Here is a 17,576-nt window from a genome sequence, read left to right as displayed (position 1 = left end):
TTTATAAACACATATTCATTTTTATACAACCGAGGAGGAACAAATAGATGAAAAAAGTAGTTTTAGCATATTCCGGAGGATTAGATACCTCTGTTGCAATTAAATGGTTACAAGAACAAGGTTATGATGTTGTTGCAGCATGTCTTGATGTAGGTGAAGGAAAAGATACTGCATTCGTTCAGCAAAAAGCTCTACAAGTAGGTGCAGTTGAATCATATATGATTGACGCTAAAGAAGAATTTGCAAATGACTTTGCGTTAGTGGCATTACAAGCACACACTTTATATGAAGGAAAATATCCATTAGTTTCTGCATTATCTCGTCCGTTAATTGCGAAAAAGCTTGTGGAAATCGCAGAAAAAGAAGGCGCAGTAGCAGTAGCTCATGGTTGTACTGGAAAAGGAAATGACCAAGTACGTTTTGAAGTTTCTATTAAAGCATTAAATCCGGATCTTGAAGTACTTGCTCCAGTTAGAGAATGGGGCTGGTCACGTGAAGAAGAAATTGAGTATGCTTCAAAGCACGGTATTCCGATTCCGATTAATTTAGATAGCCCATATTCAATCGACCAAAACCTATGGGGAAGAAGTAATGAGTGTGGTATTTTAGAAGATCCTTGGGCTGCACCACCAGAAGGTGCATACGATTTAACAACACCTTTAGAAAAGACACCAGACCAAGCAGAAATAATTGAAATTGACTTTGAACAAGGTGTTCCAGTAAAGATCAATGGTAAAGCATATCCATTACATGAACTTATTTTAACTTTAAATGAAATTGCTGGTAGACATGGTGTGGGACGTATCGATCATGTTGAAAACAGACTTGTGGGAATTAAATCTCGTGAAGTTTACGAATGCCCTGGTGCAATGACGTTAATTAAAGCTCATAAAGAACTTGAGGATTTAACACTTGTAAAAGAAGTAGCTCACTTCAAACCAGTTATAGAGCAAAAAATGGCTGAACTTATCTACAATGGTTTATGGTTCTCTCCATTAAAACCTGCCCTGCATGCATTCTTAAAAGAAACACAAAAGTATGTTACAGGTACTGTAAGAGTAAAATTATTTAAAGGTCATGCCATCGTAGAGGGAAGAAAATCAGAGTATTCTTTATATGATGAAAAGCTTGCAACATATACAAAAGACGATGCATTTGATCACAATGCAGCAATCGGATTTATTGAATTATTTGGATTACCAACAAAAGTAAACAGCATGGTGAAAAACAAGAAGGTGGAAGTATGAAAAAACTTTGGGGTGGACGCTTCCAAAAAACCCCTGAACAATGGGTGGATGAGTTCGGCGCATCCATCCATTTTGATCAGGAATTAGTTGAGGAAGACATCACTGGCAGTCTTGCACATGTTGATATGCTAGGCAAGTGTGGGATTATTAGCAAAGAAGAAACAGATCAAATTACAAATGGCTTAACAACTCTTTTAGAAAAAGCTAAAAAGAATGAACTTACTTTTTCAGTTAACTATGAAGATATTCATCTTAATATTGAAAAAATGTTAATTGATGAAATCGGACCTGTGGGAGGAAAGCTACATACAGGTAGAAGCCGTAATGATCAGGTTGCAACTGATATGCATTTATATTTACGTAAGCATGTTGCAATGGTTGTTGAACTTATTGAGGGCCTCCAAAAATCCCTGATTGAAAAAGCAGAAGAAAATGTCGAAACGATTTTACCTGGCTATACACATCTTCAACGAGCACAGCCGATTTCGTTTGCACATCATTTAATGGCTTATTTTTGGATGTTGGACCGTGACAAGCAAAGATTTACAGAATCTCTTAAGCGGATTAATATCTCCCCATTAGGAAGTGCTGCGCTTGCCGGAACTACATTTCCTATTGACCGTGAATATACAGCACAAAAGCTTGATTTTGACGGTATATATGAAAATAGTCTTGATGGGGTTAGTGACCGTGACTTTATCATCGAATTTCTAAGCAATAGCTCTCTTTTGATGATGCATTTATCTCGTTTTTGTGAAGAAATCATTTTATGGTGCTCTCAGGAATTCCAATTTATTGAGCTGGATGATACGTATGCTACAGGCAGTAGTATCATGCCGCAAAAGAAAAATCCTGACATGGCAGAGTTAATTAGAGGAAAAACAGGAAGAGTATATGGTAATTTAATGTCACTTTTAACGATTTTAAAAGGTCTTCCGCTTGCATATAACAAAGATCTTCAAGAAGATAAAGAAGGTATGTTCGACACGGTTAAAACAATTGAAGGCAGCTTACAAATTTTTATCGGAATGATTGATACATTAAAGGTTAATAAAGAAAAAATGGAAAAGGCTACTTCCGAAGATTTTTCAAATGCAACTGAATTAGCGGACTATCTTTCAACAAAAGGAATGCCTTTTAGAGAAGCTCATGAAGTTGTTGGAACTTTAGTTTATCAATGTATCCAGTCCGGAATTTATTTGAAGGATTTGCCGTTTGAAGACTATAAAAAAGCCTCAGATCTTTTTGAAGAGGATATATATGAGATGATTAATCCTTACGAAGCTGTAAGAAAAAGAATGAGTGCTGGTGGGACTGGCTTTGAAGTTGTAAAGAAAGCACTTGAAAAAGCAAAAGCAACACTTTCATAGAAATATTCACCGTATAAGCTCCTTATTTTCAGAGACACTAAAGTTCGTAAACTGAAAATAAGGAGCTGATTTTGTTTTGAAAGAGAAAAAAGTAACAAGACAAACATATTATTATGACCATCTTGGCGAACAAGAAACGATGCAACAACTTACAGATTCCTATTCAAGTGGTGTTGTTGAACAACAGTATGATCCTAACTTTCTCCAAGAGCATTTAAGATTGAGTAGAGATATATAAAAAGAACAATCGCTGGCTTATTATTAGGTCAGCTTTTTGTATGCCCTCCAATGCTTCCGCATGAAAATCCGCAACGTATCAATAAATTCATCAAAAAAAGCAATAAGAATAGAATCAATATACCTTTTTGTTTATTGTTATAGTAGCACCTAATATGAATGTAGAGGGTAGAAATGAAGGAATATTCATTAAAGAGATCAAATAAAGATGTATAGAATAAGACAGGCTTAGCAGGGAGGAAATGATATCGTGAGACATGCCTTTATTACTGCAGGATCTAAAGGGTTAGGAAAAAAAGTGACAGAAGAATTTTTGGAAAAGGGATATTCCGTCACTGTCAATTACCGAAATGATATCGCAGCAGTAAATGAGCTCAAAGCGAATTACTCTCAACTTCTTGATCGTATTTTATTTGTACAAGGTGATATTACAAAAAAGGAAGATCTATCAAACATGATCGATGTATCACTGGAACGGTTTGGTAGAATTGATTGTTTAATCAATAATGCAGGACCTTATATTTTTGAAAGAAAAAAGCTTTCCGATTATACTGATGATGAATGGTACCAAATGATCGAAGGAAACTTGAGTTCTGTTTTCCATTTATTTAGAAAAGTAGTTCCAATTATGAGGAAACAAAAATATGGAAGAATTGTTACATATGGTTTTCAAGGCGCTGAGACTTCACCAGGTTGGCTTCATCGTTCTGCTTTTAGTGCAGCTAAAGTGGGGTTAGTATCTTTAACAAAATCAATAAGTATCGAAGAAGCTGAACATGGGATTACCGCCAATATGATTTGTCCTGGAATGATTATTGGGGAAATGAAAGAAGCAACTATTGAAGAATCGAGAAAAATAAGGGAAGTTCCATTAACAACACCAATTGGACGGTCTGGCACAGGGGAAGATATTGCACGAACTATAGCGTTTATATGTGATGAGAATTCCGACATGATCACAGGAACAATTATAGAAGTAACTGGCGGAGCAAATGTCATCCATCGATTTCATGTGTGAAAAAGGAAGAAATTCGTACTAATGTTTAAACTATAGCAGGTAGTGGGTAAAATTTATAAGGGTGGTTTTTAGAAATATATATGTTCCTTTTATATATCAAATCTATATTTTAGAGAAAGCGGTGAATAGTTTGCAAGTTTCATATCATGGTCATTCTGTCGTACAAGTTATGTGTAACAAGAAAAATATTATCATTGATCCGTTTATTAAAGGCAATCCTCTAACTGATTTAACTGTTGATCAAGTAAAGGCTGATGTTATTATCCTCACACATGGTCATAACGACCATGTTGGCGATACAGTTGAAATAGCCCAAAACAACAATGCACTAGTCATTGCTCCTTATGAGCTGGCTGTTTACATAGGGAAGAATGGAATTGACATTCATCCGATGAATTTGGGTGGGGCGTATCAATTTGATTTTGGAACGGTAAAGCTTACACAGGCTTTTCATGGGTCAAGCTATCAGGAAGAAGATGGAACTGTTATTTATACCGGGATGCCGTCAGGTGTATTAATATCAGCAGAGGACAAAACGCTATATCATGCAGGTGATACCGGATTGTTTTCGGATATGAAAATGATAGGTGAAAGAAACTCAATCGATATTGCTTTTCTACCTATTGGTGATAATCTAACAATGGGCCCTGAGGATGCAAGAGACGCTGCAAGTTGGCTGAAGGCGAAAAGGGTCGTCCCGATTCATTACGACACCTTCCCGGCTATTAAACAAGATCCTATGAAATTCGCTCAGCTGCTCCCAGAGGGTGTAGGACTTCCTTTAAAAGTAGGAGAAACATATAATGTGTAAAAAAAGAATTGACGCATCATTGTGATGCGTCAATTCAGTTTGTAGACAAAGTAAAAATCGCTAGCTCTTCAGACTGATTGCTAACGCTTGCTTTCGAGGCACGAAGCCTTGTGAGGAGCGGAGTTACCGGGGTTGGTAATGAGCACCGCAGCAAGGTGAGTAACGAAGAAAGCGAGCGTTTGTCAACAGTCTGAATTGACGCATCATTGTGATGCGTCAATTTTTTATTGTATATTTCGGAAAGGTATTAAATATAGAGAATGATAGGACAAGAAATGCTTCTATTTTTCATGTACATGCATAGAATGAATATAAAGTTATGATGTAGGAGGATGGGTAAAATGAAAAATTTACTTTATGCTTTTCTGGCATTATTAATGCTTTACTTTGGACTACAAAACATTACAATTACAGGAGATCAGATGCAAACTGTGTTTGTATTAAGTTGGTTATGTTTAGCAATCTTTGTTATAGGTGGGAACTTTGCACAGTATTTATATCGTCCAAAGCGGACTGCATCTGCAAGACAGGTAAAAGCATATAAAGAGTCGCTACAAAGAAAAAAACAACGCCAAACGATGCGTTGATATAAGCTATTATCACCCTTATAATATAAGTGGAAACATTTGTTTAAACAGCTATTTCGTAAGAGTTGTATTTGCAGAGATAGATGCACAAATAGAAAAAGGGTGATGCAGCTTGGCTACAAAGCACGAGCAAATATTACAGCATATAACTTCACTGCCAGTAGGAGAAAAAATTTCTGTTAGGCAAATTGCGAAGGATATTAATGTTAGTGAAGGAACTGCCTATAGAGCAATAAAAGAAGCAGAAAATAAAGGGTATGTTAGTACGATTGAACGGGTTGGTACGATTCGGATTGAAACCAAGAAAAAGGAAAATTTTGAAAAGTTAACATATGCGGAAGTTGTAAATATTGTTGATGGTCAGGTTTTAGGTGGACGAGCAGGATTACATAAGACATTAAATAAATTTGTCATTGGGGCTATGAAACTTGATGCGATGATGAGATATACTGGAGCCGGTAATCTACTTATAGTAGGGAATAGAACAAATGCACACCAGTTTGCGTTAGAGGCGGGAGCAGCTGTTTTAATTACAGGTGGTTTTGATACAGAAGATAATGTAAAAAAGCTTGCTGACGAACTTGAATTGCCGATCATTTCTACAAGTTATGATACGTTCACAGTCGGAGCTATGATTAACAGAGCAATATATGATCAGTTAATCAAAAAAGAAATTGTCCAAGTTGAAGATATTTTAACTCCTGTAGATAAAACAATTTGTTTATATACATCAGACACAGTTGCCATATGGTATCAACATAATTATGAGACAGGCCATGGACGATTTCCGGTAATTGATCAAAACCTTAAAGTACAAGGAATTGTGACGTCTAAGGATATTATGGGGAATGATCATTCAACTTTAATTGAGAAAGTCATGACTAAGAGTCCGATTACAGTTATTGGAAAAACATCTGTTGCCTCCGCAGCTCAAATGATGGTCTGGGAAGGGATTGAACTACTCCCGGTTGTTGACCAACAAAATCGGCTTCTAGGAATTATTAGCCGTCAAGACGTTCTTAAAGCCCTTCAGGTTATTCAAAGACAACCGCAAATTGGGGAAAAACTTGATGATATCGTGACGAATCAGTTTGTGACAATTGACGATGAGGCAAAAAGAAGCAGTATTTTTCGTTGTGAAGTCAGCCCGCAAATGACAAATCACTTAGGTACCATTTCGTATGGGGTATTTACAACACTTGTCACCGAAGCCGTAAATCGTTTTTTAAGAGCACAAAAGAAAGGTGACATTGTGGTTGAGAATATTACGATCTACTTTATAAAACCAGTTCAAATGGAATCAATGCTTGAAATTCATCCGAAAATCCTTGAGGTTGGACGCAAATTTGGAAAGATTGATGTTGAAGCGTTTAGCAATGGAGTAGTTGTAGGAAAGGCAATGTTAATGGTACAGCTAATTGAAAGATAAAAAAGAGGTAACTATAGTCTATGACCTTCATCAAAAGACTACAAACCTCTTTTTATTTTTACTTTTAGAAGTATATGGGTATGGATGATAGTAAAGAAACTAAGGCTTTCGCCATTAGGACTTGGCGATAAGCTTTAGTTTCTAATGCCGTAATTCATCCAACACTTGAGGCAAATAGTGTTTATAGGCACGAAAACCTGCCCATGCACTTGCAAAGCCGATTAGAAGAAAGACAGCTCCAATCACAAAGGATAATGTTGAGCGATAAAGAAAGAGCTGATTTATTCCGAAGAATGCTACAAACAAACCTAAAGCAATGCTTGATTTTGCCGATATCCAACGCTTTTCAATGGGTTTATTTGATCGATAAGATTTGATCTTATAGTAAAGATAAAAAGCGAAAGTAAAAATAATTAGGACAACTAAAACTGGCATTTTAATACCTCCAACAGGTCCAATTCAGATTATTACGTATTTATTTTAACATGTCCTAAGTTAAAACAGTGATAAAAAATGATACAGCTCATTAAACATTCTTTTTAAATCCAGCAAATTATGATTTAATAATTTATATAAGATAAAAAGGAGAACGAAATGAAACAACAAATTTTAGAAGAAATTCGCACTCATGATTCCATTATTATTCATCGTCATGTACGTCCAGATCCTGATGCTTACGGATCACAATGTGGATTGGCTGAAATATTAAAAGCATCTTATCCTGATAAGAAAATCTATGTTGTTGGAGAAACAGAACCATCGTTAGAGTTTCTTTATAAGATGGATCTTGTTCCAGATGAACTTTATCAAGATTCATTAGTCATTGTTTGTGATACGGCAAATCAGGCAAGAGTGAGTGATCAGCGTTATCATACAGGAAAGAAACTTATCAAAATTGACCATCACCCAAACGATGATCAGTATGGTGACCTCATATGGGTAGATACAACAGCTAGTGCAACAAGTGAGATGATCTACGAGTTATATTTAGCGGGCAAGGAAACAGGACTACAGATTTCGAAAAAGGCTTCAGAGCTATTGTATGCAGGAATTGTTGGAGATACAGGGAGGTTCCTGTTTCCAAGTACAACAGAGAAAACTTTCCAATATGCAAGTGCATTAATTTCTGCAGGAATTAATCCTACACCAATTTATGATGAACTTTATAAAACAAAGCGAAATGTAGCTAAATTGAGCGGTTATGTTCTACAGAATTTTTCTTTAGCATCTTCGGGTGCGGCATCAATGAAGATAACAAAGGAAATGTTAGAAGAATATGAAGTAACTCCATCTGAAGCGTCACAGCTGGTGGGGATTTTGGGTAATATTGAAGGAGTAAAAGCATGGGTATTTTTTGTGGAAGAAGAGAAACAAATTCGTGTTCGTCTTCGCGCAAAAACCCTTGTAATCAATGGATTAGCCAAAAGATATAATGGTGGAGGACATCCTCTCGCTTCTGGTGCATCTGTATATAGTTGGGAAGAAGCAAATCTGGTTGTCAATGAATTAGATAAACTATGCCAAGATCATATATGATAAAACTAAGGGCTGTTATTGCTATATGAACAGCCCTTTTCTATGCACAAAAATTTGTATAAAGATAAACTATGTGAGGAACTTAAATATTGAGGAATAATGCCGTCTGTACTTCTTTGATGGAAGATCTGGTTAATATTGAGTCTGAGGAAATTATCTATTGAAGTTCAAATGGATAATTAAAAGCGCTTACTTTTCTCTGTTCGGAATAAACCAAAAACCCAGCTCTGTAACATCCTCGTATACATCTAGTTGTAATGTTTTTAATTCCTTTTTTATTAAACCCGCAAGTTCAGCAGATTCAACATAAGCTGAAAACCCTCTTTTAATGGTTTCTACTTTCTCTTGAGCTACTTTTTTTGAGTTTAAAATATACATATCTCATCCCTCCATAATATATTTTCCTGCACAATCGTGATGTATGATTGGATAACAAGGTATATTAATGCATTGCAGAGTATGAGAAATCGTATTTGAGAAGATGAATTGACGTAGTTAAAGTCCAAGAAGCCAATTTCAACATAAACTGACTCCTCAAACATTTTCCTTGTTTTCCTAATTCTATTTTAACGAAAAAACGAAGGAATTGCGATTGATTTTTTTTGCTTGGTGATTTGTTGGTTTTTAAGAAGGATTTCCCTTAATCAAGAAATGATATTTCTATTTCGATGTATAAGGTGGTGTGCAACAATAATTTTGTCATTTCAAGTTTGTATTTTTTACCATCATATTCAAGTCTTCGGTTTTCAATTGTCCGTTCGATTAAAAGTTGACTGGAGGAAACACTTTCAATATCTTTCGCGATTAAATCATTTAAGTCTTCTTTTATTATATTTTCAATATTTTTAATCCTGAACTCCTTAAAGAGGTAGCGGTCACCATTTGTTAAATGTATTTTAATTTCTTGAATCGTTAATTTTTTTTGTGCTTCTTTATTTAATTTTGTGTATTCTTCCTGATAAATTTTTTTATCGTTCTCTAATTCTTGAATTGTTTGCTTTTGCTCATTTATAATTGTACTGTGCTTTTCTTGAATAACACCGAAAATAAATAGAAAAACACCCCAACTAATAATTGCTCCTATTGCTGTTCCTGCAAAAAATCGTTGCCAAGTTGGCTGCTGATAATGTGGTGGAATTCTCACGATAAATGCTCCTGAGTTAACCAAGTAATAAGAAGCCAGCCTGTTTGTGCTCCTCCCATAGCTGAAACAATTAAGAGTACCTGTTTAACAATATCTCTTGTTTCACCTTGGAAAATTCCACGTTCAAAACTGTAAAATGCGTCAAAGGTTCCACCGATCGCGGCAACTAGAGCCCATATCTTTAATCGATTTGCAAATTCAAACATTTTTGTTAATGGCGGTTCTCCTGCTAAAAATGCCCCGATAGCACCAATTAAAGTCCCGCCTAAAAGCACTCCTAAGGCAATAAAATAACTATGAATAAAAGCCGGCATAAAGGCTTCTTTGTCCATATCCATCAACCTCCTATACTATATATATGGACGACCTTTTTTAAGTATGTTTGAGATGAAGAAAATTAATGGTGCTAATTTTTAAGAGCTCTTATTTGTACAGCATCCTATACAGGAATATAATATTGTGTAAGAAACCGGTCGAATTGATTTTGACAAGAAAGGGGGATATCCATGCCCTTTGTTCATCTCCAAGTGAAAAGTGCGTACAGTTTACTAACTAGTGCAGCGAGGTTGGATAAACTAGTAAACAAAGCGAAAGAACTTCAATTCAAAGCGATGGCATTAACAGATTTTCAAGTGATGTATGGTGCTGTTGCCTTTTATAAACTATGCCAACAAAATGGTATAAAGCCAATTATGGGCTTGTCCATTCATGTAATAGATGATGATATACAAATTCCTCTCATTCTTTTAGCTGAGAATAATGAGGGTTATCAAAACCTAATCAAGATTAGTAGCGCCCTGCAAACTAAGTCACCGGAAGGACTTCCTAAGAGGTGGTTAAGAAGTTACAGCTCTGGATTAATTGCCATTCTCCCAGGACGAAATATGTTGAACTTAGATTATGCGGTTAACAAAGTAGAGGAATACCAGGCGCTTTTTGGTCAACAATCATTTTACATAGGCATTCAATTGCTATCTAAGCAGGAAGGTGATGTTTTTGAACATTTGCTTAAACTTGGCAACCAAACAAACAGTCCTCTTGTTGCTATTAATGACGTTTGCTACTTAGAAAAAGAAGACTACTTAGCACATAAATGTTTACTTGCAATTAAAAACGGAGACAAGCTTTCTGATGAAGATAGTGACGGTAAAGATTCAAAAGAGCATTATTTAAAATCAGCTAATGATATGGTCTCACTATTTGAGAACTATCCGGATGCCCTGGAAAATACATTAAAAATTGCTGAAAGATGTTGTGTAAATCTGGATTTAGGTGTTTCACATTTACCAACATATCCAACTCCTGCAAATGAGAGTGCAGATGATTATTTGGAGGAACTATGCTTCAAAGGATTGGAAATTCGCTTAAAGAAGAAAGATTCTGTATATGAGCAGCGGTTAAAGTATGAGCTAAATGTTATTAAACGGATGAATTTTAGTGATTATTTTTTAATTGTTTGGGACTTTATGAAATATGCTCATGAAAATAATATTTTGACTGGTCCAGGTCGTGGTTCAGCAGCTGGTTCCCTTGTATCATACGTATTAAAAATTACAGATGTTGATCCTATTCAACACAGATTGCTTTTTGAGAGGTTTTTAAACCCTGAGCGTATATCAATGCCGGATATTGATATTGACTTTCCGGATTCAAGGCGTGACGAAGTGATTTCATATGTAGCTGAAAAATATGGTAAGCTTCATGTTGCTCAAATTATCACTTTTGGTACCTTGGCAGCAAAAGCTGCGATTCGTGATGTAGGTCGAGTAATGGGTGCCTCGCCAAAAGAAACGGATGTCCTCTCCAAGCTGATACCCTCACGTCCTGGAATTTCGCTGAATGATGCATATAAAGAATCGCAAACTCTTCAAAAAGCGGTAATGGAAACCGAACTATACAAGAAAATATTTAGAACAGCTTTGAAAATTGAAGGGCTTCCCCGCCACACGTCAACACATGCGGCAGGTGTTGTCCTAAGCGATCAGCCACTTACAAATATTGTCCCCATACAGGAAGGACAGCAAGGTGTTTATTTAACTCAGTTTTCGATGGATTATTTAGAAGACCTGGGACTTTTAAAGATGGATTTCCTTGGTTTAAGAAATTTGTCTTTAATAGAAAATGTGATCGTTCAGATCCAGCGTGGAGAAGGAAAAGGTATAGACCTTTCGCAGCTGCCTTATCAAGATGAAAAAACGTTCCACCTCTTATCTAAAGGAGATACAACAGGTGTATTTCAGCTTGAATCTGATGGAATGAGAAGTGTCCTCAAACGCTTGGGGCCAACAACTCTTGAAGATATCGTTGCGGTTAATGCTTTGTATAGGCCGGGACCAATGGAAAATATTCCACTTTATATTGATCGAAAACATCAGAAAAGTGACATAACCTATCTGCATCCTGCACTCAAACCAATTTTGCAGAATACGTATGGTGTAATTGTGTATCAAGAACAAATCATGGAGATAGCTTCCACTATGGCGGGCTTTTCATTAGGGGAAGCCGATTTATTAAGAAGAGCCGTAGGAAAGAAAAAGAAAGAAATCCTTGATAAAGAGCGAGAGCATTTTGTTAAGGGGTGTCAGTCAAATGGTTATAGTGTGCAAATAGCTAATTCCATTTACGATTTGATTGTGAAATTTGCTAATTATGGATTTAACCGTAGCCACGCTGTTGCATATAGCATGATCGCATATCAATTAGCTTATTTGAAAGCTAATTACCCTCTATATTTTTTAACTGCATTATTAACAAGTGTTAGTGGAAATGAAGAAAAGGTTGCTCAATATGTACGGGAAGCAAAGCAAAAAGGAATTTCAATTCTGCCTCCTTCCATTAATAAGAGTGCTTTTCCATTTCTTGTGGAAGGCAAAGCTATTCGTTTTAGCTTAACAGGAATTAAAAATGTAGGGGTTGCAGCTGTTAAAGAAATTTTTCATACAAGAAAACAAAAACCGTTTGAAGACCTATTTGATTTTTGTATTAGAGTTTCAATGAAAATTATTACAAGACGAACGATGGAGCAGCTAATTTTTGCAGGAGCAATGGACGAGTTTAAAGTCGATAGGGCCACATTATTAGCTAGTTTAGACGTTGCAATTGAACATGCTGAACTTATGACACCTTCAGATGATCAGCATTATGATTTGTTTTTAGATGATGAGTTTAATATAAAGCCAAAATACATCGAGGTAGATTCATTTAAAACAGAAGAAAAGCTAAGATTTGAAAAAGAATCATTAGGTTTTTATTTTTCCAGTCATCCTGTTGAGGTTTTCCGCAATAAGTTAGCTGAGATGGAAGCTGTTACTATTGATCAATTAACTTCTAAAATTAATCGAAAAGCTTCCATTGGTGCGATGATTGGCTCAATAAAAAACATTCGTACCAAAAAAGGTGAAGTTATGGCTTTCTTAAGTCTAGGAGATGAAACTGGTGAAATTGATGCTGTTTTATTTCCGCAAGTATACTCAAAATATAGTGAGAAAACAAAGGATGGATCCGTTTTCTTATTTGCAGGTAAGGTGGAGAAACGGCAAGATAAGGTCCAATTTATCATTCAACAACTAATGGATCCAGATGATTTGCCCGAGCCGTCTCGACAGAAAAAGCTTTTCATTAAAATAGAAAAGCAGAGTACTGAACAAAATAAGCTTATCCAAGTAAAGGACACACTTAAAAAATTTCATGGGGAAACACCTGTTTTCATTCATTATGAAATAGAGAAACGAACGATTCAATTACCTGAGGAGTTCTTTATTTCAGCATCAGATACTTGTCTAAATGAATTAATGAAACTGTTGGGTACAGAAAATGTTGTGTTAATAAAAGGATAAGTTCGTTAGATGATATGTAACTATGATCATTGCATTAACCCTAAACGACACTTTACAAAGTATTGATTTATGTTATCATTTAATAATGATTAATAGGTGGTCAGACCACTTAAGGGGTAAGAAATAATGCTATCGAAGAATAATATTTTTCGTGACTATTCAACATTTTTTTAGTTGGAAAATTTAAAAATTGGCTAAAAGAGAGTATGAGATGAGCTGCAATTCAATTCACTCATTCACTCATTCACTCTAAAGGCTGCTAAGGGTGCTCTAAAGAAGTGTGATATTCTAACGATTTTCATAGGGGAGTGTTCATTTATGTCATTGCGTGAAGAAGCATTACATATTCATCGAGTTCACAGGGGAAAGCTGGAATCTAAATCGAAAATTCCTGTAAAGAATGCCTATGATTTAAGTCTGGCATATTCACCGGGTGTAGCTGAGCCGTGTAAGGATATCTATGATGATAAAAACAAGGTATATGATTACACAATGAAAGGAAATATGGTGGCTGTAGTTTCAGATGGAACTGCAGTATTAGGCTTGGGTAATATTGGGCCTGAAGCCGCATTACCTGTAATGGAAGGAAAAGCTGTTTTATTTAAAAGTTTTGCTGGTGTTGATGCTTTTCCAATATGTTTGAATACAACAGATATAGATGAAATCGTAAAAACTGTTAAACTCCTTGAACCAACATTCGGAGGAGTAAATTTAGAAGATATAGCTGCACCTAACTGCTTTGTTATTGAAGAAAGGTTAAAAAAAGAAACAAATATTCCAATTTTCCACGATGATCAGCACGGCACGGCAATTGTAACAGTAGCAGGACTTGTTAATGCTTTAAAACTGACAGGTAAAAGCATGTCAAATATACGTGTAGTCCTAAACGGTGCTGGAGCTGCGGGAATTGCCATTATTAAGCTATTGTACCGTTATGGTGTCAGAGATATCATCATGTGTGATTCTAAAGGAGCTATTTTTGAAAATAGACATAATGGTATGAACAGCGTGAAGGCAGAAGTTGCTAAATATACAAACCGGGATCAAAAAGAAGGCTCACTTGCTGATGTTATAATAGGAGCAGATGTATTCATAGGAGTTTCTGTTCAAGGTGCATTGACAAAAGAAATGGTCCAATCAATGAATGAAAATCCCATTATATTTGCAATGGCAAATCCTGTCCCTGAAATTATGCCTCAAGATGCTAAAGAGGCAGGAGCAAAGGTAATTGGTACCGGTCGCTCTGATTTTCCAAATCAGGTGAATAATGTTCTTGCTTTTCCAGGAATATTTAGAGGAGCACTTGATGTAAGAGCAACACATATAAATGAGCAAATGAAAATCGCAGCCGTTGAAGCTATTGCATCGCTTATTTCACAAGATGATTTGAGTTCTGAGTATGTAATTCCAGCACCTTTTGATTCAAGAGTGGCCCCCGCTGTAGCATCTGCAGTAGCAAGGGCTGCAATGGAGACAGGCGTAGCGAGGATAAAGGTTGATCCTGAGGAAGTAGCTGAAAAAACAAGGCAGCTTGCCATAATTGATTAAAAGTGAGTGATACGTCTTTGTCAACGGCACAGTCAAAAGTATATATTGAGATTCTTCGCTATATTCGGGCTTTTATTGCAGAAAAGCAACTATCTTATGGTGATAAAATTCCTTCCGAACGAGAGTTAGCTGAAAAATTAAAGGTTGGAAGGTCCTCTGTTCGCGAAGCATTAAGAGCACTTGAGTTACTCGGAATGATTGAAACCCGAAGAGGAGAAGGCACCTTTTTAAAGGATTTTCGAGAACATAATCTCATTGAATTACTCGGTACATTTATATTGGAAGACACAAAGGCAATAGATGATATTATTGAGATGAATAATCTTCTTGAACGTAATGCCTTACAATTAATATTATCAAATGATGACCATGAAACATTGCACTTATTAGGAGATAAAATTCATAACCGTGTAATGAGCAGATATGAATTTATGAAAGAACTAATGGTTTTAGCCAATAACCATCTTTTATATCGTATTTGGAATGTATTAAATGAATATGTTTACTTTGTTCATAAAGGCAATGATGAATCCTTTTATAAAAAGAACCATGGTGAAAAGCTAATAAATGCTTTATTAGAAAAAGACCAAGCGGAAGTGTACAGAATTTATGAATCGGTATCTCTTAAAGAAAATGTCGAATAAAAACAGACAGAATTCTACAACATCCTTGTCCATCATTGGTTACAGTTATGTTAATTGACAATAATCGAAATAATTTATTTACTATTGAAACGATCAAAGAGTAGTAGTTTAAGTAAAGGGGAGGTACCTTTTTTGCAACTTAAAGATCTATTTACAAAACAAAAACCAAAGAAAAAGAAATATGCTTCAATTCCTTCAGATCAGGCAAAACAAGATGTTCCAGAGGGAATTGTGATAAAATGTCCAAACTGTAAAAAAATTATGTACACAAAGGAATTAGTCAAAAATTTAAAAGTGTGTATGAATTGTTCCTATCATCATCAAATGAATGCCAGAGAGCGTATTGCAAGCTTATTTGATGAAAACAGTTTTATTGAATATGATAAAGAAATGATTTCTGAAAACCCATTAAACTTTCCTGGGTATGAAGAAAAATTAGAGAAAGACCGTCAAAAAACAAAACAAAATGAAGCGGTTGTTACAGGTGAAGGTGATATTAACGGGTTTAGGACAAGTGTTGCCATAATGGATGCAAGCTTCAGAATGGGAAGTATGGGGTCTGTTGTTGGAGAAAAAATTACCCGTGCAATCGAAACAGCAAATGAAAAGGGATTGCCAATCATCATTTTCACAGCTTCTGGTGGAGCAAGAATGCAAGAAGGTGTTTTAAGCTTAATGCAGATGGCTAAAACAAGCTCAGCACTGAAACTTTTTAGTGATAATGGTGGCTTAATTATCTCAGTTATGACTCATCCAACTACAGGTGGAGTTTCAGCAAGCTTTGCTTCACTTGGTGATTATAATTTTGCAGAACCGGGTGCACTTATAGGTTTTGCAGGCCGAAGAATTATTGAACAAACAATACGGGAAGAGTTGCCGGAAGACTTCCAAACCGCTGAATTTTTATTGAAGCATGGCCAATTAGATTCGGTCATTAATAGACAGGATTTAAAAGAGACACTTGGTAATATCCTTGATATTCATCAAGCGGGAGGTGAGATCACATGGTAGGAGAATTAGAATTTGAAAAACCGGTGATGGAGCTAAGAAAAAAAATTAAAGAGCTTAAGGAATTTACAGCTCAATCTGATGTGGACTTATCTTCAGAAATTGAAAAATTGGAAGCAAGGTTAGAAAAGCTGGAAAATGAAATCTATTCAAATATTAAACCATGGGACAGAGTTCAAATTGCCAGACATCCAAATCGTCCAACAACTCTGGATTATATTGAGCATATTTTTATAAATTTTATTGAATGTCACGGTGATCGCTACTATGGCGATGATGATGCGATTGTAAGTGGAATTGCTAAATTTAGAAATGTTCCGGTTACGGTTATTGGTCATCAACGTGGAAAAGATACGAAAGAAAATATTAGAAGAAACTTTGGTATGCCACATCCGGAAGGATATCGTAAGGCGTTACGACTAATGAAACAAGCAGATAAATTTAACCGTCCGATTATTTGTTTTATTGACACGAAAGGTGCTTATCCAGGTAAGGCAGCTGAAGAAAGAGGTCAGAGTGAAGCAATTGCTAAAAACCTGTTTGAAATGGCCGGACTTTCAGTACCTGTGATCTGTATCGTCATTGGAGAGGGTGGAAGCGGTGGAGCTTTAGCACTTGGAGTTGGAAACTACATTCATATGTTAGAGAACTCTACGTATTCAGTGATCTCTCCTGAAGGTGCTGCTGCTCTTTTATGGAAGGATGCTGGTTTGGCAAAAAAAGCAGCGGAAACGATGAAAATTACTGCGCCGGATTTAAAGGAATTAGGTGTAGTTGATGAAATTATCCCTGAAGTAAAAGGTGGAGCCCATAAAGATGTAGCTCTTCAAGCTAAGCATATTGAAGAAGTTATGGCAAATTCATTAAAAGAACTTTCAACGATGAATAACGAAGAGCTGATCCAACATCGTTATGAGAAATATAAAAGAATAGGTCAAGTGTCGTTTGCAAACGATCTTCTTGGGGTAAAATAAATAAACGTGCGGCCTGGATAGGTCCACGTTTTCTTTTCGGATTCTTTATGCTTTGCAGGAATGGCAAAGTTGGACAATAATTTTGCAAAATTACATAATTCATTAAACACAATTGATAATTTATTGTATAATGAAAAAGGCTCATAAAACGGATATTCGACAAAAGTTGACCTTTTGTTGTATCTAT

Annotated in this window: 17 protein-coding genes; 13 read left to right on the top strand and 4 right to left on the bottom strand. The window is 35.9% G+C overall.

Going from position 1 to position 17,576, the window contains the following annotated elements:
• The first annotated feature begins 47 nt into the window (after positions 1 to 47).
• The 7 genes from HWV59_RS20520 to HWV59_RS20490 all read left to right on the top strand — a co-directional run bounded on the left by HWV59_RS20520 (position 48) and on the right by HWV59_RS20490 (position 6,699).
• Positions 48 to 1,247, top strand: a complete 1,200-nt coding sequence (locus tag HWV59_RS20520) for an argininosuccinate synthase (RefSeq protein WP_175639903.1) — start codon at positions 48 to 50, stop codon at positions 1,245 to 1,247.
• Positions 1,244 to 2,617 carry an argininosuccinate lyase gene (gene argH / locus HWV59_RS20515; protein ID WP_175639902.1) on the top strand — a complete coding sequence of 458 codons (1,374 nt, stop codon included), beginning with the start codon at positions 1,244 to 1,246 and terminating at the stop codon, positions 2,615 to 2,617. Before HWV59_RS20520 ends, argH begins: the two co-directional genes overlap by 4 nt.
• Positions 2,618 to 2,693: 76 nt before the next feature.
• A complete protein-coding gene (locus HWV59_RS20510; RefSeq protein ID WP_175639901.1) occupies positions 2,694 to 2,855 on the top strand; it encodes a hypothetical protein in 162 nt (53 codons plus the stop codon).
• Positions 2,856 to 3,104: 249 nt separating this feature from the next.
• On the top strand, positions 3,105 to 3,872 hold the full coding sequence (locus tag HWV59_RS20505; RefSeq protein ID WP_175639900.1) for an SDR family oxidoreductase: 768 nt from the start codon (positions 3,105 to 3,107) through the stop codon (positions 3,870 to 3,872).
• Between the two features lie 130 nt (positions 3,873 to 4,002).
• Complete coding sequence (locus tag HWV59_RS20500; protein ID WP_175640126.1) at positions 4,003 to 4,683, top strand: metal-dependent hydrolase; 681 nt, start codon at positions 4,003 to 4,005, stop codon at positions 4,681 to 4,683.
• Positions 4,684 to 5,024: 341 nt separating this feature from the next.
• Complete coding sequence (locus HWV59_RS20495) at positions 5,025 to 5,270, top strand: hypothetical protein (protein ID WP_102230690.1); 246 nt, start codon at positions 5,025 to 5,027, stop codon at positions 5,268 to 5,270.
• Positions 5,271 to 5,382: 112 nt separating this feature from the next.
• On the top strand, positions 5,383 to 6,699 hold the full coding sequence (locus tag HWV59_RS20490) for a CBS domain-containing protein (protein WP_175639899.1): 1,317 nt from the start codon (positions 5,383 to 5,385) through the stop codon (positions 6,697 to 6,699).
• 141 nt (positions 6,700 to 6,840) lie between these two features.
• Here the strand turns inward: HWV59_RS20490 and HWV59_RS20485 are convergent, their stop codons facing one another.
• Positions 6,841 to 7,134, bottom strand: a complete 294-nt coding sequence (locus HWV59_RS20485; RefSeq protein WP_102230692.1) for a YtpI family protein — start codon at positions 7,132 to 7,134, stop codon at positions 6,841 to 6,843.
• A 159-nt stretch (positions 7,135 to 7,293) separates the two neighbouring features.
• Here HWV59_RS20485 and HWV59_RS20480 point away from each other — a divergent pair, with 159 nt between their 5' ends.
• Positions 7,294 to 8,235 (top strand): DHH family phosphoesterase, encoded by a 942-nt coding sequence (locus tag HWV59_RS20480; protein WP_175639898.1) that lies wholly within the window; start codon positions 7,294 to 7,296, stop codon positions 8,233 to 8,235.
• A 189-nt stretch (positions 8,236 to 8,424) separates the two neighbouring features.
• Here the strand turns inward: HWV59_RS20480 and HWV59_RS20475 are convergent, their stop codons facing one another.
• The 3 genes from HWV59_RS20475 to HWV59_RS20465 form a co-directional block, all read right to left on the bottom strand.
• A complete protein-coding gene (locus HWV59_RS20475) occupies positions 8,425 to 8,613 on the bottom strand; it encodes a hypothetical protein (RefSeq protein ID WP_102230694.1) in 189 nt (62 codons plus the stop codon).
• A gap of 262 nt (positions 8,614 to 8,875) precedes the next feature.
• Entirely contained in the window at positions 8,876 to 9,379 is a 504-nt protein-coding gene (ytrI, locus tag HWV59_RS20470) for a sporulation membrane protein YtrI (protein ID WP_102230695.1), read from the bottom strand.
• Entirely contained in the window at positions 9,376 to 9,711 is a 336-nt protein-coding gene (locus tag HWV59_RS20465; protein WP_026560822.1) for a YtrH family sporulation protein, read from the bottom strand. Before HWV59_RS20465 ends, ytrI begins: the two co-directional genes overlap by 4 nt.
• A gap of 174 nt (positions 9,712 to 9,885) precedes the next feature.
• Between HWV59_RS20465 and dnaE the strand changes: the two genes are divergently transcribed.
• From dnaE to accA, 5 genes are all read left to right on the top strand, one after another.
• Positions 9,886 to 13,215: a DNA polymerase III subunit alpha gene (dnaE, locus tag HWV59_RS20460; protein ID WP_175639897.1), complete on the top strand. Its 3,330-nt coding sequence runs from the start codon at positions 9,886 to 9,888 to the stop codon at positions 13,213 to 13,215.
• A gap of 318 nt (positions 13,216 to 13,533) precedes the next feature.
• Positions 13,534 to 14,763, top strand: coding sequence for an NAD(P)-dependent malic enzyme (locus tag HWV59_RS20455; protein ID WP_175639896.1), 1,230 nt, complete (start codon positions 13,534 to 13,536; stop codon positions 14,761 to 14,763).
• A gap of 17 nt (positions 14,764 to 14,780) precedes the next feature.
• A complete protein-coding gene (locus HWV59_RS20450) occupies positions 14,781 to 15,407 on the top strand; it encodes a FadR/GntR family transcriptional regulator (RefSeq protein WP_175639895.1) in 627 nt (208 codons plus the stop codon).
• A gap of 132 nt (positions 15,408 to 15,539) precedes the next feature.
• Positions 15,540 to 16,418: an acetyl-CoA carboxylase, carboxyltransferase subunit beta gene (gene accD / locus HWV59_RS20445; protein WP_102230699.1), complete on the top strand. Its 879-nt coding sequence runs from the start codon at positions 15,540 to 15,542 to the stop codon at positions 16,416 to 16,418.
• Positions 16,412 to 17,389, top strand: a complete 978-nt coding sequence (accA, locus tag HWV59_RS20440) for an acetyl-CoA carboxylase carboxyl transferase subunit alpha (RefSeq protein WP_175639894.1) — start codon at positions 16,412 to 16,414, stop codon at positions 17,387 to 17,389. Before accD ends, accA begins: the two co-directional genes overlap by 7 nt.
• Positions 17,390 to 17,576 lie beyond the last annotated feature (187 nt).

The organism is Metabacillus schmidteae, from assembly GCF_903166545.1.
In the GTDB taxonomy this organism is placed as follows: Bacteria; Bacillota; Bacilli; order Bacillales; family Bacillaceae; genus Metabacillus; species Metabacillus schmidteae.
Note: the sequence above shows the minus strand (reverse complement) of the source record. Positions and strands in the feature narration are given on the sequence as shown.